Annotated in this window: 22 protein-coding genes; 10 read left to right on the forward strand and 12 right to left on the reverse strand. The window is 45.8% G+C overall.

All coding sequences use genetic code 11. The features are described 5' to 3' along the window. Window positions 1-227 precede the first annotated feature (227 nt). From I8U27_RS07460 to I8U27_RS07470, 3 genes are all read right to left on the reverse strand, one after another. A complete protein-coding gene (locus tag I8U27_RS07460; RefSeq protein ID WP_181751042.1) occupies window positions 228-1454 on the reverse strand; it encodes an MDR family MFS transporter in 1227 nt (408 codons plus the stop codon). Further along, window positions 1451-2365: an ArsR/SmtB family transcription factor gene (locus I8U27_RS07465; RefSeq protein WP_181751043.1), complete on the reverse strand. Its 915-nt coding sequence runs from the start codon at window positions 2363-2365 to the stop codon at window positions 1451-1453. The genes I8U27_RS07460 and I8U27_RS07465 overlap by 4 nt, the downstream gene beginning before the upstream one ends. Before the next feature lie 282 nt (window positions 2366-2647). Continuing rightward, window positions 2648-3886: an MFS transporter gene (locus I8U27_RS07470; protein ID WP_181751044.1), complete on the reverse strand. Its 1239-nt coding sequence runs from the start codon at window positions 3884-3886 to the stop codon at window positions 2648-2650. Window positions 3887-3988: 102 nt separating this feature from the next. Between I8U27_RS07470 and I8U27_RS07475 the strand changes: the two genes are divergently transcribed. Then, on the forward strand, window positions 3989-4873 hold the full coding sequence (locus I8U27_RS07475) for a LysR family transcriptional regulator (RefSeq protein WP_181751045.1): 885 nt from the start codon (window positions 3989-3991) through the stop codon (window positions 4871-4873). A gap of 155 nt (window positions 4874-5028) precedes the next feature. On the opposite strand, the gene I8U27_RS07480 is transcribed toward I8U27_RS07475, so the two are convergent. Continuing rightward, window positions 5029-7380: an FdhF/YdeP family oxidoreductase gene (locus I8U27_RS07480; RefSeq protein ID WP_181751046.1), complete on the reverse strand. Its 2352-nt coding sequence runs from the start codon at window positions 7378-7380 to the stop codon at window positions 5029-5031. Window positions 7381-7846: 466 nt separating this feature from the next. Between I8U27_RS07480 and fdhD the strand changes: the two genes are divergently transcribed. Then, window positions 7847-8641: a formate dehydrogenase accessory sulfurtransferase FdhD gene (fdhD, locus tag I8U27_RS07485; RefSeq protein WP_181751047.1), complete on the forward strand. Its 795-nt coding sequence runs from the start codon at window positions 7847-7849 to the stop codon at window positions 8639-8641. Window positions 8642-8659: 18 nt separating this feature from the next. Here fdhD and I8U27_RS07490 read toward each other — a convergent pair whose 3' ends face one another. The 3 genes from I8U27_RS07490 to mobA form a co-directional block, all read right to left on the reverse strand. Then, the gene (locus I8U27_RS07490) at window positions 8660-9940 is read right to left on the reverse strand and encodes an L-lactate MFS transporter (RefSeq protein ID WP_181751048.1); all 1281 of its coding nucleotides are present in this window, start codon (window positions 9938-9940) and stop codon (window positions 8660-8662) included. Between the two features lie 287 nt (window positions 9941-10227). Continuing rightward, entirely contained in the window at window positions 10228-10578 is a 351-nt protein-coding gene (locus tag I8U27_RS07495) for a DUF2294 domain-containing protein (RefSeq protein ID WP_181751049.1), read from the reverse strand. 27 nt (window positions 10579-10605) lie between these two features. Beyond that, window positions 10606-11259, reverse strand: coding sequence for a molybdenum cofactor guanylyltransferase (gene mobA, locus I8U27_RS07500; RefSeq protein WP_181751050.1), 654 nt, complete (start codon window positions 11257-11259; stop codon window positions 10606-10608). A gap of 220 nt (window positions 11260-11479) precedes the next feature. Between mobA and moaC the strand changes: the two genes are divergently transcribed. The 7 genes from moaC to moaA are packed head-to-tail and all read left to right on the forward strand — an operon-like array spanning window position 11480 to window position 15955. Next, complete coding sequence (moaC, locus tag I8U27_RS07505; RefSeq protein ID WP_181751051.1) at window positions 11480-11959, forward strand: cyclic pyranopterin monophosphate synthase MoaC; 480 nt, start codon at window positions 11480-11482, stop codon at window positions 11957-11959. 9 nt (window positions 11960-11968) lie between these two features. Next, complete coding sequence (mog, locus tag I8U27_RS07510; RefSeq protein ID WP_181751052.1) at window positions 11969-12448, forward strand: molybdopterin adenylyltransferase; 480 nt, start codon at window positions 11969-11971, stop codon at window positions 12446-12448. A gap of 25 nt (window positions 12449-12473) precedes the next feature. Further along, window positions 12474-13721 (forward strand): molybdopterin molybdotransferase MoeA, encoded by a 1248-nt coding sequence (locus I8U27_RS07515; protein WP_181751053.1) that lies wholly within the window; start codon window positions 12474-12476, stop codon window positions 13719-13721. A gap of 5 nt (window positions 13722-13726) precedes the next feature. After that, window positions 13727-14209, forward strand: a complete 483-nt coding sequence (mobB, locus tag I8U27_RS07520; protein ID WP_232345306.1) for a molybdopterin-guanine dinucleotide biosynthesis protein B — start codon at window positions 13727-13729, stop codon at window positions 14207-14209. A 6-nt stretch (window positions 14210-14215) separates the two neighbouring features. Further along, entirely contained in the window at window positions 14216-14632 is a 417-nt protein-coding gene (locus I8U27_RS07525; protein WP_181751055.1) for a molybdenum cofactor biosynthesis protein MoaE, read from the forward strand. A 15-nt stretch (window positions 14633-14647) separates the two neighbouring features. Then, window positions 14648-14896, forward strand: coding sequence for a molybdopterin converting factor subunit 1 (gene moaD, locus I8U27_RS07530; protein WP_181751056.1), 249 nt, complete (start codon window positions 14648-14650; stop codon window positions 14894-14896). Between the two features lie 42 nt (window positions 14897-14938). Further along, the gene (gene moaA, locus I8U27_RS07535; RefSeq protein WP_181751057.1) at window positions 14939-15955 is read left to right on the forward strand and encodes a GTP 3',8-cyclase MoaA; all 1017 of its coding nucleotides are present in this window, start codon (window positions 14939-14941) and stop codon (window positions 15953-15955) included. Window positions 15956-16089: 134 nt separating this feature from the next. Here the strand turns inward: moaA and I8U27_RS07540 are convergent, their stop codons facing one another. From I8U27_RS07540 to I8U27_RS07560, 5 genes are all read right to left on the reverse strand, one after another. Then, the gene (locus I8U27_RS07540) at window positions 16090-16494 is read right to left on the reverse strand and encodes a hypothetical protein (protein WP_181751058.1); all 405 of its coding nucleotides are present in this window, start codon (window positions 16492-16494) and stop codon (window positions 16090-16092) included. 265 nt (window positions 16495-16759) lie between these two features. Continuing rightward, complete coding sequence (locus tag I8U27_RS21310; RefSeq protein WP_181751059.1) at window positions 16760-16891, reverse strand: NUDIX domain-containing protein; 132 nt, start codon at window positions 16889-16891, stop codon at window positions 16760-16762. Window positions 16892-17050: 159 nt separating this feature from the next. Continuing rightward, a complete protein-coding gene (locus I8U27_RS07550) occupies window positions 17051-17518 on the reverse strand; it encodes an NUDIX domain-containing protein (RefSeq protein WP_181751060.1) in 468 nt (155 codons plus the stop codon). Between the two features lie 55 nt (window positions 17519-17573). Next, complete coding sequence (locus I8U27_RS07555) at window positions 17574-17816, reverse strand: hypothetical protein (protein WP_181751061.1); 243 nt, start codon at window positions 17814-17816, stop codon at window positions 17574-17576. After that, on the reverse strand, window positions 17785-18132 hold the full coding sequence (locus tag I8U27_RS07560; RefSeq protein ID WP_181751062.1) for a hypothetical protein: 348 nt from the start codon (window positions 18130-18132) through the stop codon (window positions 17785-17787). The genes I8U27_RS07555 and I8U27_RS07560 overlap by 32 nt, the downstream gene beginning before the upstream one ends. Window positions 18133-18449: 317 nt before the next feature. Between I8U27_RS07560 and I8U27_RS07565 the strand changes: the two genes are divergently transcribed. Continuing rightward, on the forward strand, window positions 18450-19796 hold the full coding sequence (locus I8U27_RS07565) for a tetratricopeptide repeat protein (protein WP_181751063.1): 1347 nt from the start codon (window positions 18450-18452) through the stop codon (window positions 19794-19796). The last annotated feature ends 381 nt before the right edge of the window (window positions 19797-20177 follow it).

Raw genomic sequence — 20177 nt, forward strand, 5'->3', positions numbered from 1 at the left:
CCTGTGACGTGACCCTTTTTTGGACATAAAAATCCCCCCTATGAAGACAAGTTCTTTAAAGGCTTTAATTTACCTGTCTACATAGAGGGTATCAGTTCACACTACACCGGCTTTTCTTTTTCCATTCACAGAAAACCTCATGACTTGGCGGTACCACCTGAGATGAAAGTGATCTGGCTGGCACCACTCCGAAATCATAGACGGGAATCATAGGTAACATCCATTTGCTATCGGGTCGCTTTCGCTTTTTGCAACGGATGATTCCTTAAGTTCATTTTAGAATGGTGCATTCCCCGCCAATAAAACAGAATACTGCTAATGGCAATGAAGGCCATAATCAAAAACATGGTTTTTGCACCAAACAGGTCAAGAATCAGGTTGCTTAACCAGGGTCCGATGACCAGCCCCAACCCAATAAAACTCTGCGCCCCGTAGTATGATCCGCGCATTCCGTTGGGGGTAATTTGATCAATCAGCATATATTCAGACGGAATCACCAGAATTTCCCCGATTGAAAATATGAGCATTGAAAAGATAAACACCCACCACATCGCAGTCATGCCAAAGCCAATCTCACCCAAAGCAAACAAAGCACTCCCGGCCATGATCAGGAGAAAGGGAGAGATTTTCTCCATTTTTCTGGCTAAAAGAGGTTGCAGAAAGATAACAGTCGCCGCGTTTACACTAAGCAGAATCGAAAACAGCTTTTCGCCTTGTTCCACTTGATTTGTTAAATAAATAGACAGGGGAACAGACCAGAGTCCGTACACAATGGTGCTTAAAATCCCCCCGGCTATAAAATACTGTAAGGCGAAATCCGACCGAATCGCTTTCCAGACTTGCTTTAAATGAATCTGTTCTATTGACTCTTCTTCGATCTTTTGTATGCCAAAGATTTTGAGTAAAACCTGGAGGATCAGCAAATAAATGAAATAAGCAATAGCCATCAGGAGAAAGGGCATGGCGTTTCCGGTAATACCCATGAACGAGCCTAAAAGCGGGCCCACTGCATAACCGATATTGGTTCCGGTATAACGGTAGGAAAAAGCGCGCAAGCGTTTATCCGGCGGAGTCATATCGCTGATGAGAGCTTTTGAAACCGGTTCAAACAGAGAGATAAAAAAACCGCCTATGATAATGAAAATAACAATCAGATATTCAGATTTGATCCAGGTATACCCCATATAGACAACCCCGGAAATCAACAGCGACAGAAGCATCATCTTCCTGCGTCCGATGACATCAGATACATATCCGCCCCAAAAGCTACCTATGATTCCTGTAAACGCTCCAATTCCGATCACAAGGCCAATCACTTTAATGTCCAGCTCTGTTCGCCCTGCCAGATAAATGGCGAAATACGGATATGACATGGATTTAAATAAGTTTATAAAAACATTGCCAAACAATAAGACAGATACAATAGGGTGAAATTCCCGCAAAAAACCCTTCATTTTGTTTCCCCTCTGATGTATGAGTGCAACTCTTTTTGTAAGGAATGCAATGCCTGTTCTCTCAAGCTGTACCGGTCATACTTTCCTCCCGCATAATGCGTACGGATCAGCCCCGCATAACGCAATGTTCGCAAGTGATAGTGAACATTGCTTTTCGCTAAACCGGTATGGGTGGCTATTTCCGTAAAGCTTCTCGGTCTCTGTGCAATAAAGCGGAGCATGTTCAGCCGATTCTTATCGGCATAACCCGTGATCATGCGCATCAGGGAAAGGGGAGGCTCATCCTGAGTATTTGTGTCCCGCTGCAGGGGGTACTGACAGGTAATCAGCCCGTTAAAAGTGTCAGTGATCGTCATCGGGGCACAGTGGTATTGCGGAACAAATAAAATCTTTTTGATATCACGGGAAGGCTCAATCACTACACCATGGGTCACCTGTTCCGAGAAATCAGGCATGTTCATCCCCTTTAACAACAAGCGCTTTTCCTGGGCATCTCTTTTTAGTTCAACCAGAAGAGAAGAGGGAAAATGCTGAAAGTACTGTTGATTCCACTGGTCTAAAATGTAAACCATCCGGTCGCGGATCACCCCCAACTCTTCGTTAAACGTGTTGACCCAGGGAACCATCCGTTCGTAGATTTCACTGACGGGCAATTGGTCCAGCCACTGCAGCAACTCTTCAGGGGTGCGTTTGCCCGGACATTGCCAGATTAAAAGATTAAGCCGGTGCAATACTTCAAAGCGTTCATCTTCCAACTCCGCCACCAGTTTAGGGGTGAGCCGCTTGGCCGTTTCTTTGATCCATGAAGAGCCCAGGTCCAGGTAGCGATGGGTTTTTTTATGAATATAAGCGTATAAGCTGACCACCAATTCATATGCTGGGGCATCATCTATTTCCGTTTCATAGCACAAATATGTTCAACTCCTGTATAACTAATATTTAATTATATTGTAGTATAACGAATCCGATAGCGCAAATAGTAGAAATAGTCACTGGATCTTATTCTGCTGCTCATAGATTGTCCGGACTTTGTTTCCACACAAAAAAAGGAGGAATCTCTTGATCTCCTGTTTGATTTCGTGTATTCGGAAATATACGGCTCCACGGAATGATTTTACGAATATTTTTCCGATAACATTGTTTCACACTTAATATATCCGCCGAAAATCCCTCCTAATAGAGGGTTAAAACTTTCAACTTGTAACGGATCGATTGTCTTTCGCTTCTTTTTTGGAGTAAGCACTCCAAAGCCAAATGCCACTAACCGATAAAAGTACGGCTAATAACATCCATGAAATAAAATAAGAGTTTAGCCAGTCTACGAGCAACCCAAATAAAATTGGAGAGGTAATAATCGCTGCCTGATTCATTGTTAATGCATAGCTTACTGTCAGCCCAATCGTGTGTTGGCTGGATTTTTCTGCAACTTCCACAATGAATAAACTGTACCAACCGATCCCAAAGAAGCCCATCCAGGCACAAAGGATAAACGATGACCAGATCGGTGTTTCCCGGGGTAAAACTGACAAAACCATCAATCCGATCCCTGATGCTGAAATAGAGAGCACAAGCGGTCTAATCCGATCCCCTTTCCAAACCTTGTCACTGAGCCAGGCTAAAATAATGCGACCGAGCATTCCAAACAATAAGCAAACAGACAACATTTGCCCCGCTAAAACCAGCGTGATATCCTTCATTGTACTTTTTAAAAAAATCATCAAGTGTGCGACCAAGACCATTTGCAGGGAGACAAGGATATACCCTGCAAAAAGGAGTGGATATAGCTGTTTTTGCCGGAATAGATTCTTTAATTCATTCCACAAGCGGTAATTTTCTATTGCTTTTTTGTGTTCCCCAGCCGGATCCCGGTAAACAGTAAGGAATGCCAAACCGCCTGCAATCGCTAAAATAGCTTGCAACACTACTGCAGCCGGCCAATGATATCGGGTACTGATCAACGGAATGAACCACCCGGCCATGGCACCTCCAATCGGGATGCCCGCTTGGCGAATTCCCATGGCGAGCCCTCTCTGTGTCAAATCAAACCACTTTACCACGACTTTGCTGCCTCCTGGTTGTGCCGTTCCATAATGGATTCCAACCAAAAACAGAAGAAATAGCAAAGCTCCATAACTGCTTAAAAAAGAAGCCAATCCCATGGTGATTCCGAGCAGTATAGATCCGATTCCAATGATCCAACGTTCTCCATACCGATCTAATGCACGGCCAATAAACAGCATGGACAAAAGAGGTCCAATGTTTACAACGGAAATAAGCAATCCCACCTGGGTTTGCGACAGCGAAAATTTCTGTTGCCAAATGGCTGCCAAAGGCCCCACTCCATAGGTTACAAATGTGGCCAATGCCTGAGCCAAAGTAGCCAATCCTAATACAACCCAACGAAAATTTCTTTGTTTGGAGAATATTATCATGTTCCCCTCCTCCCTGGTTATAGTGTAAAAGCCATTTGGTATCATGTAAAATAATTAATATAAATATAATAAATCAATTTTTTTGATATGGTGGTGGAATTGGTGGATGTTCGTGACCTGCAATTTTTCCAGTCAGTGGCCCGTCATAAGAGTGTGACCAAAGCAGCCGAAGAATTAAACTACGTACAATCCAATGTCACAACTCGGATTACCCGGCTGGAAAAGAAGCTGAAAACCAAGTTATTTTACCGCAATGGAAAAGGAATGACGTTAACTCCCGCGGGCAGAATCCTTATTCATTACGCAGACCGAATTTTGCAATTGGTGAGAGAGGCGGAAAATGCGTTTCTTATGCCCCAGGGTCCTTTGAAACTGGGATCCACAGAATCCACAGCTTCCATCCATCTTCCCGCATTATTAATAGAGTATCACCACAGCTGTCCGGATGTAGATGTATCGCTGACAACGGCTTCTTCAGAACAATTAATTGAGCAGGTTCTCCGTTATGAATTAGATGGTGCTTTTGTGGTGGGGCCTGTGAATCATCCGGATTTAAGATCATCTGTTTTTATGGAAGAAGAATTAGTTTTGATCTCATCTCCTCATCATGGACCTATTTCGTCTGCCAGTGATCTTCAAGACCAGACCATTCTGGTTTTTAATACAGGTTGCTGCTATCGGGCGATATTGGAGAACTGGTTAAGAGCAGAGGGGGTTCGTCCCGTTAAGCGGATGGAGTTCAGTACTCTGGACGGCCTGATTGGATGTGTCAAAGCAGGATTAGGGGTAGCCTTGGTATCGCGTTTGGTTGCTCAGGAATATAGAAGAGGAGAAACCAGACTTCATTCTGTCCCCTCTGATTACAGTCGTGCAACAACTGTTTTTATCCAACGAAACGATGTACAACAAACTCCTGCTTTGGCTCACTTCATAAAACTGATGGAGCAGCCAGATATCAAAGAAAAGCTCATTGCAAGTACAAAATAAGCTGTGTGTTGTCTACCGCAGGTAAGCGGCCACAACAAAGAAAAGAGCTATGTTGCCCCGATTATAGCAACATAGCTCTTTACAGTTACATCGTATCAGTGACAGTTAACCGGAACAGCCTGCATAATCGCGCACAAGCACATACATCAATGGGTCTATTGCACCTCTGTTTCAAGCTCTTCAATCCGTTTTTCCACATACTTGGTATCTTTTAAAGCGTGGAACGTTTCTGCTTTTTCCACAATCACCGCCGCGTTGTATTCCGGAATGCCGGCATACTGCTCATACACGCTTTTGGGAATCAGGACATTTCCTTCCGGCCAGTGTACCTCAATATTTCCGGGTTTCACATTTTCAAATTTGGCCCGTCCGTGGAAAGTTCCGTGGATATTATAGAGAACGATGGGGTCATCTTCCTTGATGTTCAGCTTTGCCGCGTCTTCGGCATGGATCAGGACATCATACCGGTCCGCATTGTTAAACGGGTCAGTCTCGCTGTAAATCATGGAGTTAAATTGTTTTCCGCGGCGGGTGGTGAGATAAAAATGCCCTTCCGGCTTTCGCAACTCAGGTAATTCTATGGGGATCAGATTGCCCCGGCCGTCCGGCGTCGGGCAAACACCGCCTTCACACAGCCATGCACCTCCCCATTGGAAGACATCGCCTTGCTTTTGCAAATGTTGAATTCCCTCATAATTGGGAGCTGCCACGGCGATTTCATCCCGGATTTCCTGCGTGTTATTAAACCAGATCAAATGCTTTTGCTCCGGTTTCACACGGGCGGCAAGATCCCGGTAGATTTCCCATTCCGGGCGGGCTTCGGCAATCCGGGGGCCCTTGATTTCGGGCGAGAAGTAGACCATCCGTTCTGTTGAGGTTGAGGTGACACCGCCCGGAATTTCATAGCGGGTCATCGCGGGCAGTACAATCACAGCCTCTTTGGCGTCAACAAAGGTGGAGTTGTTAAAAATAATGTCCTGGTGGACCCGGATATCAACACTTTCCAGGGTTTGTTTCACAAAATCCGGATCTGGCATCGTCTCCAGGAAATTACCGCCCGAAGTATAGAAAAGCTTCAGCTTTCGTTCGTGGTCTTCGGGAAGAAGTGCATTTTCCAGTGTCACCCCGACAATATCCCCCTGCCACTTCGGCAGGTCAAACCCCCAGACTTTTTCGACCCGTTCTATATCAGCCCCTTTAAAATCTCCTCCTGGAAGGCTGAACGGATCAGCTCCCATTTCTCCAGATCCCTGAACACCGGAATGTCCGCGAATCGGCATTAATCCGCAATGCTCGCGGCCCAAAAAACCCCGTAACAGCGCCAGATTTGCCACTTGCGAGATATTGTCGGTACCAAACCGGTGCTGTGTCAACCCCATGGACCAGACAAACACGGCCGAGTTTGCTCCGGCAAGCAGCCGCGCAAATTCAGACATTCGCTCCCGTGACAGGCCGGACGATTTTTCAAGCATCTCCCAGTCAAACTTCATCACATGTGCTTTCAATTCCTGATATCCGTTCACATGTTCCTGCACAAACGCATGGTTAATCGCAGAGCCGGGCTCTTGTTCCTCCATTTCAAACCAATGTTTCATAACTCCGTTCATAAAGGCGATGTCGCCGCCAATATTCACCTGATAGAAATCATCGGCAATCTTGGTTCCAAACAGAGCCGACTCGGGAATGGATGGGACCCAGTACTGATCCATCGCGGGCTCATGGTAGGGATTGATGACAATAATTTTTGTCCCCTTGCGTTTGGCGGCGTACATATATTTGGTGGAGACCGGCTGGTTGTTTGCGGCAACGCTCCCCCAGAAAACAAGGACATCAGTGCCGATCCAGTCTTTGTAATTACAGCTGGAAGCACCAATACCCACAGACCGTTTTAATGCTGTTTTGGAAGGGGAATGGCAAATGCGGGAAGCATTGTCAATATTGTTGGTACCCAGGAAACGCGCCACTTTTGCAGCCATATAGTAAGATTCATTCGGGGTTCCGCGGGAGGTTAAGTAAAAGGCCATCTGTTTGGGATCAATCTGCTTGATTTTCCCGGCGATTATTTCCAGGGCTTTATCCCACGAAATCCGGGTAAATTTCCGTTCACCCGGCCTGCGCAGCAAGGGATACGGAATCCGTCCCAATTTTCTGAGGGTGGTACTGTCCATGTTGCGCAGTTCGTCGATATCGGCGTGAATCACATCCGGTTTCATCTCCGGCATGGTGTTTAAACGGAGTACATTTAACCGTGTTGTACACAGATGCGGACCAGTTAAAGTCTGATCGTACAAGCCGGCAACACCAAGAGCACAACCGTCACATACCCCCTGAGTCAAAATGCGGACAGCGTAAGAAAATTGGTCCCGGTTCTCCCAGGCAACCTTAAGGGTATCCCGGATATGATGCGGTTTTACTTTTCCGAGTCCAAAGGGTACCGGACTTACCCACAGGCCGGGGTCCGGAAGTTTTGGAAGGCGAATGGGGCCTGTATGTTTTGTCTTTCCCACTAAACTCACTCCTTTTTTATGTCAAAGGGGGAGGGCAGAATTCTGTCTCGCTCCCGATCGGCGCCCAGCGAAGAAGTAGGGATGGCCGCTCCAAAAACTGCACAAGGGGCTCGGCAAAAAGAGGCAAAATTGCCTTGCTTTTTTCTTGTTCCGTTTTTTTCCGCTGGGTAGGTCGCCAAAAGGTCGCTCCCCAGAAATCTGCCTCCCCGGCATGATAAAACTTTCATCCCAGGGTTGTCTCGCAGGTCATGAGAGTTTTCCATGAAAGTGCAATAAAAAGCCCGTAAAATCCCCCCTTTCGCCAATTGATAAAGAGGATTTCACGGTTCGCTGGTTTTTGGGGTTCACTGTCTGCCAAATGACCAATCTGTTACGTCATTTTAGAAATGTAGCATATAATTGTTATATAATGAAAATAGTAGAAATATCACAATAAAAATCTACAGCAAATAGAGAGGGATCAGAAATGGAAGTAACAGCAAACCGGAAGATTCTCAAATATGATGGTACTTCCCTCAACAAACAGGAAGATGAAATTGTATCAGAGTATCCTCTTACCATCGTTGTAAACGGAGAGGAATTTGCCACACTGGTGTGTACGCCGACCGATTTGGAAGATATGGCTATCGGCTTTCTGGCTGCAGAGGGCGTCCTTCGCCTTCCCGATGAAATAAAATCTGTAACCATAGATGAGAAACGCGGTTTCGCCTATGTGGAACTAAAGAATCAACAACCGGTCGGCAAGGAATTTTACTCAAAGCGATTTATCGGATCATGCTGCGGCAAAAGCAGGCAATCTTTTTACTTTTACAATGATGTAACAACGGCCAAAACGGTCGTGAGCAAAACGCATATATCCGTGGAGCAATGCTTTCATCTCATGCGCCTGCTGCAACAGAGTTCATCTTACTTCCAGGCCACCGGCGGGGTTCACAATGCAGCCCTGTGCGACAAAAACTCCATCCTGATCTCCCGGACTGATATCGGCAGACACAATACACTGGATAAAATCTATGGCCATTGGATGAGAAACCGGATTCCCCTGCATGATAAGCTGATCGTTTTCAGCGGCCGCATTTCATCCGAAGTTCTGCTGAAGACAGCCAAAATCGGAGTTGGAATCATTTTGTCCAAATCGGCTCCCACCGATCTGGCGCTGAAAATGGCCGATGAGCTCGGCATTACTGTCGTCGGCTTTATCCGGGGGAATACATGCAACGTCTATACCCACCCGGAGCGGATCACAGAACCCTTCGCCTGACTGGAAGGGTTTGTTTTTTTATTTTTTAAAGGCAATCATCTCAGGATCTATTGATTTTGTTTGATTGAGAGCTCGTAACTTCTTAATATCCAGACGAATTACCAGCGAAACAATAAACGCGATGATAAACAGCACGCCAAACACATACAAAGTTCCTACATAACTTTTGGTTGTATCCCGTACCCAGGCGGCAAAGATCGGTCCGGCAAGACCGGCAGCCGACCAGGCAGTAAGAATGTAGCCATGAATGGCGCCCAGTTGTTTCGTTCCGAACAAATCCCCGATATAAGCAGGAATCGAAGCAAATCCCCCGCCGTAGCAGGTCAGGATAAGGAAAAGCAGAATCTGGAAAAGAACAGCGTTTGTGGAGGCAGGCAACAGGAAATAGGCGATAATCTGAATAACGAAAAATGCCGTATACGTATTGGGCCTGCCGATATAGTCAGACAATGAAGCCCAACCGATTCGCCCCAGCCCGTTGAATAAGCCCAGCAGACCGACCATGGTAGCCGCCGCGAGCGGAGTCATTCCGGCAATCTCCTGTGCCATCGGGGAAGCTACCGCGAGGATGGCAATCCCGCAAGTGACATTAATGAAAAGCATTAGCCACAGATACCAGAAACGCTTTGTTTTGACCGCTTCGTTAGCAGTTAACTCGGACAGATCCTGTTTGATTTTCAGCCCGCCCGACTTTTGTTTTTCTTTCAAACCCGCAGGAGCCCAGCCTTCCGGCGGCGGAGACAGATACTGGGCCGAGGCAAACATAATGGCAAAATAGATGATGCCGAGAATAAAAAATGTATTTGCAATACCCGTTGATATGATCAGGCGAGCCATGATCGGACTGCTGATCAGAGAGGCAAATCCGAAGCCCATAATCGCCAGCCCCGTTGCAAGGCCGCGCCGGTCAGGAAACCATTTTACCAGTGAGGAGACCGGGGTGATATAACCGACTCCCAGTCCAATTCCGCCCAGGATACCATAAAACACATATAGCAAGGAAAGCGATTCCAGGTTGATCGCCAAACCGGAACCCACCATGCCAACCCCAAAAAAGATCGCCGCCAGGGTTCCTGCCTTCCTGGGACCGTGCTTTTCCACGAAATGGCCCAGAAAAGCTGCTGACAGACCCAAAAACAGAATGGCAAGACTAAAGGTCAGTGACACCTGCTTTGTATCCCATCCAAATTCTTTCATCAATGGTTTGGTAAATACACTCCAGGCATAAACCGAACCGATGGAGATATGAATCCCTACAGATGCGAGTGCAATCAGCCAGCGGTTTTTAACCTTTTGCATTTTTTTGCTCCTTTTCCCTGATCATTTTTCCATCAATCGATCCCTGTCATTACGAGAGTAAAGAAGTCAGCCACATAAATAAATCCGGCATAAAACAATCTCAAGATATACCAGAGGTTGTTTTATGCCGGATGAATACTTCTACAACCGTTATAGAAGTACCAGTGAGGCAAGCGTTTTCATCTATAGCCAATAAACGAAACCCATTTATTGACCATATAGTTTCATATTAAGATATTGTCGTAAATTTGTCAAAATAAAATCTGATCATCCTATCATAGAATTGATTATTTATCGTCTATTTTTCTGTCAAAAATAAACACAGATACAGCCATATCCTCTTCAACTTTGATATCTGAAAATAAATAGAGCAACTTGGCTCCCACCACTTCTTCCATGCCGTCAGGCACCTTTTCCGCGTAAACCTGTTGGATCATTTTGGTTCGGGCTAAATGGACCATGTCAGATCCCTGTGGCGTTTGCGCAATAAATTTTTCAGTCGGAGTCAAGTTTCCATGCAAAACTGAAACTGCCATATTATCCACAAAAGTGGTCCGTATGCTTTCCGGGCCTTTGCCAAAATGCTCCTTCCTTACTTTTCGGACAATTTCATTAAACATCGCTTCTTTTTTTCCCACTCCTGAAACTCACTCCTGTCCGGAACATCAAATCGGCGGGAGATTATGATCGGTCCGCCGGGAAAGCTGCTGTTCTTTCAGTTTGTTCTTGAATAATGCCAGAGCTTTTTCATATTGCTCCGGTGTGTTCACATTGAGGACAAAGTGCAAGTCAAACCCCCGCTTCAGGAAAAAAGAGTTATCAGCTGTTTGCCAATCAATCTTTTGCAAAAATTGTTTTACCTGGCAGAAATCCTTCCGCAGCAACTCCACAATGACATCCGCGCACTCTCTGCTGTATACGCCGTGAAGCGGGTGCAGCCGTCCGTCGATGACAGGGACCACGGCGTCACAATTGCGGCGGTGCTTGCAGTCCGCCAATGCCTGCGCAACCGCGCCGGAAATGAAGGGCATATCACAGCCAACCACCCATACATCCCGATGGCCCGCTCTGGAAAAAGCCGCGTGCATCCCGCTCAGCGGCCCTTTCGCCGGGATATCATCTCCAATCAACTGAACTTCCCCTCCGATCAAAGGAGTGAAATGCTCAGGCTGATTGGTGACCAGAAAAAGCTCGTCACATACCGGCTTCATTTCCCTTATTTGCCGCTGAAGCAGGGTTTCTCCGCCAAAGGTTAGCAAAGCTTTTATTTTGCCGTTCATCCGCCTGTTTTTGCCGCCTGCCAAAATGACTCCGGTCATTCTCTTCAACTCCCCAAACATCCCTGTCAAACTCCCTGAATGATCCCCCTCTCCAATCATTTTCTTGAAGACAGACATGATTGTATTGGTGCGAATTTTATGTCATGATTGAGACATATTATCCATCATTTAAACATAGAATCTTATGTTCCTTCAATCATTTTTATTTACCAACCCAAACTTAAGATTGGTTTAAATGGATTGCTGAAGGGATGAAACGATGCTTACACACTTTAATGAGCAACAACGGGCCCGGATGGTGGACGTGACCCACAAACAGGAAACGGAGCGGATGGCTGTTGCAAAAAGCAGGGTTGTCATGCAACCGGCAACTCTTGAAACCATCGAGCAAGGAAAAATATCCAAAGGCGACGTACTGGCTGTCGCCCAGATCGCCGGTGTGATGGCAGCCAAAAAAACGGCGGAGATTATTCCTATGTGCCATCCCATTTTTACGACCGGAGTAGACCTGCAATTTAAAAAAACGGCCGAAGATACAATTGAAATAAAAGCTACTGTTAAAACAAAGGGCGTAACCGGTGTGGAGATGGAGGCATTGACAGCAGCAAGTGCGGCGGCGCTGACCATCTATGATATGTGTAAAGCGATTGACCCGGAAATGGTGATCGGCCCTACTTATTTGCTGCAAAAAACCGGCGGAAAAAGCGGAAACTGGTCAACCAGCCTGGAGAAAGGATGAGCGGAAGCCGTGTCTTGGAAAGTGGGAATCGTAACAGTGAGCGACCGTTGTGCGAACGGAGACAGAGAGGATTCCAGCGGTCAGCTGTTGATTCGGTTATGCCAAAACTGGCAGGTAACAGAGTATAAAGTGATCCCGGATGAACAGCAGCAAATTGAACAAACCTTAATACAGCTGGCAGACCAAGCAGGATGTGACCTAATACTGACAACAGGCGGAACCGGGTTTGCTGTGCGGGATGTAACTCCGGAAGCGACCCGGGCTGTTATTCACAGGGAAGCTCCCGGCCTGTGTGAAGCGATGCGGGCGGCGACGGCATCACAAACAAAATTTGCAATTTTGTCCCGTGCTGTTGCCGGTATTCGCAATCAGACACTGATTGTAAACCTTCCCGGAAGCCCCAAAGGGGTAGAGGAGTGTTTTGCCGCCATTGCCGATGTTCTCCCTCATGCACTTGAGGTATTAACCAAAAATGTAAGTCATTCTTAAACATCTTACACCTGGGGGGTTGAATATGCGGTTTGATCGGGAAGTGGTAAAAGTAGAGGAAGCCCAAAAAAGAATCCAACCGTACATTCGGGCGGGGCAGACGGAAACCGTAACTTTACAACAGAGTTTCGGCCGTTATCTGGCAGAGGATATTTACGCAAATGTGGATCTTCCCCATTTTCACCGTTCAGGAATGGACGGATTTGCCATTCGCTCGGCTGATACCAAAGGGGCCTCAAGGGAAAACCCGGTCTGGTTTAAAGTAATTGAAACCATTCCCTGCGGCGTCGTTCCCCAACAGGAAGTAAAGCCGGGCACTGCTTCACGCATTATGACTGGTGCTGCTGTTCCGGACGGTGCTGATGCCGTTGTCATGCTGGAGATGACCCAGACGGCAGAAAAGGACGGAACCGTTTTTATGTCCCTGCAACGTGAAATCTCACCGGGACAAAATATTGCCCCCGCCGGTTCGGAAGTGAAACAGGGTACGCTTCTGCTCCGTGGAGGGCGGAAAATCAATGCCGGCGAGGTGGCTGTTCTTGCTACGTTTGGCTGTCATACGGTTAAAGTTTACCGGCAGCCCAGAGTAGCTATTTTTGCCACCGGCTCTGAATTGCTAAGCATCGAGTCCCCTCTTGAGCCCGGCAAGATCCGGAATAGCAACAGCCACATGCTGGCCAGTCTGGTTCGCGAAGCAGGAGGACTGCCCCTGATCCGGGAAACACTGCCCGATGATGTGGACAGGGCCCGGACGGCAATCCTTAACGCCTTTGACGATGCAGACCTTGTGATCAGCACAGGCGGCGTCTCAGTCGGAGATTATGATATTCTCGTGGATATTTTTGAACACTGGGACGGGAAGATGCTTTTTAATAAACTGGCGATGCGGCCCGGCAGCCCCACAACGGTCGGCGTCCGGAACGACACGTTTTTATTTGCCCTTTCCGGTAATCCGGGGGCTTGTTTCGTCGGCTTTGAGCTGTTTATCCGGCCCGTTTTACAGGGAATGCAGGGAAAGACCACTCATGATCTGGCCGTTTTTACGGCAACCATGGCCGAGGACTTTCCCAAGCCCAGTCCCTTTACCCGGTTTGTCCGGGGCATCCGTGAGGTGAAGGACGGAAAAGTGTTTGTCAAACCAGCCGGAATCGAAAAGTCGAGCATTACATTAACCATTAAGGACGCAGATTGTTTAATCATCGTACCCCCCGGCGGCCGCGGGGTATCTGCCGGCCAGATGGTCAAAGCCATTCCGGTAAAAGGGAGGGAATGATTGGTTTGCAGCGGCGAATCGTGCAAGTGGTCGGCTATAAAAATTCGGGCAAAACAACGCTGATCTGCCATCTGATCGGACAACTGGCAGAGAAAGGGCTTCGGGTTGGCACCGTCAAACATGACAGCCATGATTTTCAATGGGATACAGCCGGGACGGATACCTGGAAACACACTGCGGCCGGGGCCCACACAGTCGCCATCACCTCAACCAAAAAAACAGCTGTTTTTAAACAAAAGCCGGCTTCGCTTGACGAGCTGGTTTCCGGGATGGACGATGTTGATGTGATTCTGGTTGAAGGGTTTAAACAAGAAAAATATCCCAAAGTTCTGTTGATCAGAAATGTTGATGATACACAATTATTGCAACAGCTGACAAATGTGATTGCCGTTGTCTCCCCGGTCCCGCTGACAAATATCCGGCTTCCTGTCTGGCCGGCCGGCCAAACAGACGGACTGGCTGAATTTTTGCTTGATCAATGGGAGTGAGCAAACTTGAACCATGTTGCGGTTACAAAAGAGAAAATTGAACTTCAACCTCTCATCAGCCTGGTTGAAGATCGAAATTGCGGAGCCATATGCACCTTTATGGGAACCGTGCGCGAGCTGACCAACGGAAAGAAAACATTATATCTGGAGTATGAAGCCTATGAGGAAATGGCTGAGAAGAAAATGAAAGAGATTGGAAATAAAGTCCTGGAACAATATGATTGCGCCAAAATCGCCATGGTGCACCGGACCGGACGGCTGGAGATCGGAGAGGTGGCTGTAGCCATTGTTGTATCCGCCCCCCATCGCAAAGCCTCTTTCGAGGGTTGCCGTTATGCCATTGAACAGATTAAACAGTTTGTGCCGATCTGGAAAAAGGAGTACGGAGAAGACGGATCTTACTGGGTGGGAAATTGTTGTTAGAAAAGAGGTGAGCACATGGAAAGCAAAATAAAAGTTCTCTGTTTCGCTGACTTGGGAGAGAAACTGGGCAGATCGCTGGAAATACCAGCAGAAACGGACTTGACAGCTGCAGAGCTTCGCCAGCGGGTCATCAAGTTGTATCCCCAGTTTCAGTCTGATCTTCAATCTTGCCTGATCGCTGTCAACCAGGAGTACGCAACCGGGGAAACGATGGTCAACACAGGCGACGAGATCGCTTTCATCCCGCCGGTCAGCGGTGGATAATCCACAGATACAAAGCTCTCCATAGCAGAAAGGGGGTTTACAGTGGAAAAAAAGTTGACAGACGCTTTGGGACGGCCCCTTCACGATTTGCGTATTTCGGTTACAGACCGCTGCAACTTTCGTTGCCGGTACTGTATGCCGGAAGAAATGTACGGACCGGATTACCCCTTTTTGCCCAGGGAGAAACTGCTCACTTTTGAGGAAATCACTCGTCTGGTACGTATTTTTTCCAGCCTCGGTGTGACAAAGATCCGCATTACCGGTGGAGAGCCGCTGTTGAGAAAAGATCTTCCCCAACTGATTCGCATGATTGCCTCCATCCCTTCCGTCAAGGATATCGCCCTTACCACCAACGGTGTTTTGTTAAAAAAGCAGGCAACTCTCCTCAAAAAGGCCGGTCTCGAACGAATTAATGTAAGTCTGGATACCCTGAACAACGATCTGTTCACCCGTCTCAACTCACGCAAATACAGAGTGGAACAGGTTTTGGAAGGAATTGAAGCGGCAGCCCGTGCCGGCCTGCGGGTAAAAATAAATATGGTTGTGATGAAAGGAGTCAATGACGGGGAGATTGTATCCATCGCCCGCCATTTCCGGGGAAGCGGACATATTTTGCGCTTTATTGAGTTTATGGATGTCGGCAACAGCAATGGCTGGAACCTGAAACAGGTGATCTCCATGGAAGAGATTGTAAGCCGAATCCATCATGAAATGCCGGTTGAACCGATGAAACCCAACTACTTTGGCGAAGTGGCTTCCCGTTTCCGTTATCAGGGCTCTGACGAGGAATTTGGTGTTATCTCCTCCATTACCGCCCCTTTCTGTTCCTCCTGTACACGGGCGCGTTTATCTTCAGACGGATACTTATATACCTGCCTGTTCGCCTCCACAGGCACAAACCTGGTTGATCCGCTGCGATCCGGAGCTTCCGATGAGAGCATCAAACAACTGATCGAAGAAATCTGGCAGCAGCGAACAGACCGCTATTCAGAAGATCGCTCCCTGCAAACCGGGAAGCAAAAAGGGGAAAAAATTGAAATGTCTTATATCGGCGGCTAATGAAAAAGAGCTATGCTGGCTTACGGTCAACATAGCTCTTCCTGCTGTATTCCAAGCTTTTTGGCCGTGGCCAATCCGTTTCCCATCAGCCGGCCAGCGCATTTTTTGTTCAAGATATGGTTCAGTATGCAGTTTCATCTTGGTTCCTTTCTGGTGAGAAATCCGGTATCTTCCTGTCCGTATGATCCGGTCTGGGTACATGATTTAGCTTGATAAAACGTATTTCCCCCGATCAGTACAAAAGCGAACACTTGAGAAACAATCACAAGTACAAATACCTTGATACCTCTCATGTTTAATTTTTTGTTGGCCAGCCGGCGCAACATCACCATAATGAAAATGAAAAACAGCAAAAGCAAGGGACCAATGAAGAGAACGAGACCAAAGAAAGCAATGGCAGCCTTTGCTTCCCCCTCACAGTGAACAGAATAGTTATTCTTGATAAAAACAAACAGAATCGTGAGGACCAATGCGAACAACATCTCCATAATCACAAAGCGGATGTCCTGACTGGTGTCCAGCTTCTCTTCCCTGAGCATAGCCACGTCCCCTTTACTTCGTTTTTAGAGACAACCGGTCCTTATTTATATCATATCTAACTTATCACACAATAACGAGTGTTATTAATCATCAAGGGGAAGGGGCCAGCATAGTGACTAAAAATTACAGCGACAGGCCTACAGCCGGAAATAAAAAAGCGTCCCTCTCTAAAGAAGAACGCAAAAAGCGGCTAATACTGCTCAAATTGTTTATAACGTAATATTCAAACATATTTTTTCGCCCTTATACAGGGCAGCGAGTTTGTCAGCGGTTAACCATTTCGGGTGGAACTGTTATTTTCAAATTCACTTCTTCGTAAAAGTCACGTCTCAATGCATCATTTGGGTCTTCACCGAAGTTAACCTGGCCACCGGGCAATTCGTAGTAACCGGGCAAAAAAGTTTCTTTTAAAAACCTTTAAACAATCAGTGTCTTTCCCTGATGATAAATAAACCCAGTGCAAACGATTTTCTGATACATTGCAATCCCCCGTTTCATTCCGGTTGATTACCAGTGTAATCATATGGGGGATGAAATAACCAGGTAGAAATGGATTTAAAACAATTTACTCAATGAACCTTGAAGCATGAGTTGTTGATAAGCCTCAATAAAATCCTGAAATCTCAGATCAATGTTTTTGGGGAGTTTGGTGAAATCAAAGTAGTGCACTTTTTTAAATTCCGTTCCATATCCCTGGACATTCCCCAGAATATCACGGGTTACGTAGACTGTAGCGACAATATATTTTTGATCTTCGTTTGTGACCCGGCACTTCTCTCCGGAGAAAACACGGACGAGATGAAGATCACCAATCACTAATCCCGTTTGTTCATACACCTGACGGCGGGCGGTATCTTCCAACGTTTCCCCCCTGATCAAAAGGCCACCCGGCAATACCCACGAACCTTCAGCACCCTGTTGCAGAAGCAGTTGATCTTTTTCATTGATGACAAGTACATGGGCTCCAACAAGGAGATGCGGACGATGGCCGAGCCAGTTGCGAATCCCTTGAGTGTATCCCATTGCGCTCTCCCTTTTTGCAAGAGAATGGTATAATGATCGTAAACTGTTTTTTTGTTTATGGAGTCCCTTTGTTGGGATTCTTTTTTTGTGTATCAATGGTGGGCAATAAATTTTTTCGGTCTACCCGCCCCGCTGTCAGGCTGGCATCAAAAACATAACTTTTGCATGTGACATTGAATGCGTGTCGAAGCTCTCTGAATACCTCTTCGATCTGCAACCGGGAATAGCCCAGCTTTGCCATTACATAAACGACTTGACCGGTCAGTTCACTTTGCGTCAAGCTCTTTTTTTTCTCCAACTTCTTTCCCTCCCATTCTCTCCGGTGAAAAAATATCGGAGACTGTACCGGAAAAAATTGTGATTCCATCCTTGATTTCGGCTTCCACCAAACTCAACATGGGAATATGAATTTCCGTCCCTTCTGCTGTTCTAAGCTGTATCATCTTCATGCTGCGGCTTGAATGAAACCTGATGCTGCAAGTAACAGGAGCTGTCCTGTCTTCCCCAAACTCTTCGGCCTGATGCGTGATCAATTCAATGTGCGGGTATACTTGAAGACCACGCAACAAGGGATAAACTTGATCGGCTTGTCCCTCCACTTGAATTTTCAACAATTTTTTAACCTCCTTAAAAAGGGGTATTCAAACGCAGAGCAACACCAAAAACAAATTGCAAGATCTGACCTTGTATGGTTAAATTATAGTATGAAAATTAAAATTTTCTCAATATTATTTTTCCGCAAGTTTTTTCTTGGAAGGACAGGCCATTTCATGGACAGCCAAACGATTGTACGAGTCTTTCAGCTCTTTTAGGTCAACTTTTTCCAAGTTGAAGCTTGGACGGATAATAGTTTGATACTTCCATCTATTCCGTATATGATGAATGCTATAAATCAATGCGAGGTGTTTGGATGTCGGAGAAAAAGGTCAAATTGGATAACGAAATTGCCCGTTATGTCGTCAGGAGAAGGAGAATTACAGAGAAGGGGTGGAATTTGACAGACATAGAGGTTAATCATCATTTCCCATCATCTACATCAAGTTACATAGAAAAGGGCGAGAATGTAAAAGAAGAAACTCTCAATCTTTATCTGCGTACCTTAGACATGACAAAAAAAGAATTGAAAAAATTAACTGCCGAAGCCACAGAAGAAATCAAAGAGTTGAAATTTCAACTGAAGCAGATTGAAAGAATGATTGAAACCGGATACATTGAAACAGCCAAATGTGAACTGGCAAAGTACCAAATTGAGGACTTTCATCCGCTTGCCCCCTTGGCACTTTATTTGAAAGGACTCACTATTCAAAGAGACAGAGATGCAAAGAAGAGATATCAAAAGGCAAAAAAGAAATACAATCACGCCATCCAAGTCTGCAGTCAATATTCTCTTCATCCTGAAGACAACATTATCGCGGCATCATATAATGGATTAGCTGCTTGCAGCTATTTTCTAAATGATTTGGATCAAGCTATCAACTACATTGATCAAGGTTTAGCCGCATATGATGAAGCTAAAAAAGGAAAAGGTATCAAGTACAAGTTATTATCAAATAAAATGCAATACTTGTGGGATTCCTCACAATACGATCAAGCCACTTCAATCTTATATGAAGTATGGCCGCAAAAATCAAAGATTGACAAAACCAACTATGCCTTACTTGATTTTTACAAGTACAGATCGATGATCTTACGCAATCAGAATATGTACGAGGAAGCCCTCCGGTGTTGTCTTGAGGGGATTGAAATTGCAACCAGTATCGGCTCTCAAAATCGTTATCTCGATTTATTAATTATTTTAGGAAGTATCTATCTAACACAAGGAGATTTCGATAAAGCGTATGATCGCTTCAAGTTAGTTCTTACTGCTGATCATGAGTGTGAATATCCGCGCAGGCATGTGGATGCACACACTTACCTGGGTATCCTGTTCAATGCAAAAAATGATTGGCATCAGGCAACTGTACACCTTGAAGAAGCAATTCAAATCGCACGAGAAATTACAGAAGCGTCTCGTTTGGCAAAAGCATTAATTGTAAGAGGAAATGTTCATCTTATTCAGGAACAGTATCCCGAAGCCCTGCCCTATTATCAAGAGTCAGAAAAAATCCTCGAAACAGACAGTTACAAACACAGGCAACATACGGCTTTATTGAAATTGGCCCACTGTTTTGATAAGATGGGTAAGACAAATGATCTTCAAGATTGCCTTTTAAAAAAGTACCGGCTGGAAGTTGAACTATCCATAAAAAGCGAGGTCGAAATTTATGAAGTTTTTTAAATTGTTCGTTTCCGGGTATTCATCGTCCCTTTTAACAAACCCTTTTGAGCTTAGTTTGTCAAACATGGGCGATGATGATGAAGATCCACCTACAATGGATATATTCAGGTAATTGATTTTTCTTTGGACAGGGAAGATGAATTTTATAATGCATTTTAAGTTGTTTGTTCCCACGTCTTCATCGTTCCTTTCAACGAACCCCTTTGAGTTTTTAATTTGTCAAACATGGGGGATGATGATGAAGACCTACCTTCAATCGGTTCCAAATAGTCATGTAATAAGCCTTCGGCATTGAACCGAAGGCCCTATTTATGAGTCTAGGTACTTTCACATATTTGATCGTTTTCTCTGTGTTTTTTCATAAAGACTACGCATCTTTTT

The sequence above is a fragment of the Paenactinomyces guangxiensis genome (genome assembly GCF_016055185.1).
Classification (GTDB): Bacteria; Bacillota; Bacilli; order Thermoactinomycetales; family Thermoactinomycetaceae; genus Paenactinomyces; species Paenactinomyces guangxiensis.

Bases quoted from the DNA above. Each gene is read 5' to 3' on its own strand.
- I8U27_RS07550 (WP_181751060.1), bottom strand. From the start codon at position 17,518: ATGGGATACACTCAAGGGATTCGCAACTGGCTCGGCCATCGTCCGCAT.
- I8U27_RS07540 (WP_181751058.1), bottom strand. From the start codon at position 16,494: ATGCTCAGGGAAGAGAAGCTGGACACCAGTCAGGACATCCGCTTTGTG.
- fdhD (WP_181751047.1), top strand. From the start codon at position 7,847: ATGGAAGTAACAGCAAACCGGAAGATTCTCAAATATGATGGTACTTCC.
- mobA (WP_181751050.1), bottom strand. From the start codon at position 11,259: ATGACCGGAGTCATTTTGGCAGGCGGCAAAAACAGGCGGATGAACGGC.
- I8U27_RS07460 (WP_181751042.1), bottom strand. From the start codon at position 1,454: ATGAAGGGTTTTTTGCGGGAATTTCACCCTATTGTATCTGTCTTATTG.
- I8U27_RS07490 (WP_181751048.1), bottom strand. From the start codon at position 9,940: ATGCAAAAGGTTAAAAACCGCTGGCTGATTGCACTCGCATCTGTAGGG.
- I8U27_RS07470 (WP_181751044.1), bottom strand. From the start codon at position 3,886: ATGATAATATTCTCCAAACAAAGAAATTTTCGTTGGGTTGTATTAGGA.
- I8U27_RS07515 (WP_181751053.1), top strand. From the start codon at position 12,474: ATGCGGTTTGATCGGGAAGTGGTAAAAGTAGAGGAAGCCCAAAAAAGA.
- moaC (WP_181751051.1), top strand. From the start codon at position 11,480: ATGCTTACACACTTTAATGAGCAACAACGGGCCCGGATGGTGGACGTG.
- moaD (WP_181751056.1), top strand. From the start codon at position 14,648: ATGGAAAGCAAAATAAAAGTTCTCTGTTTCGCTGACTTGGGAGAGAAA.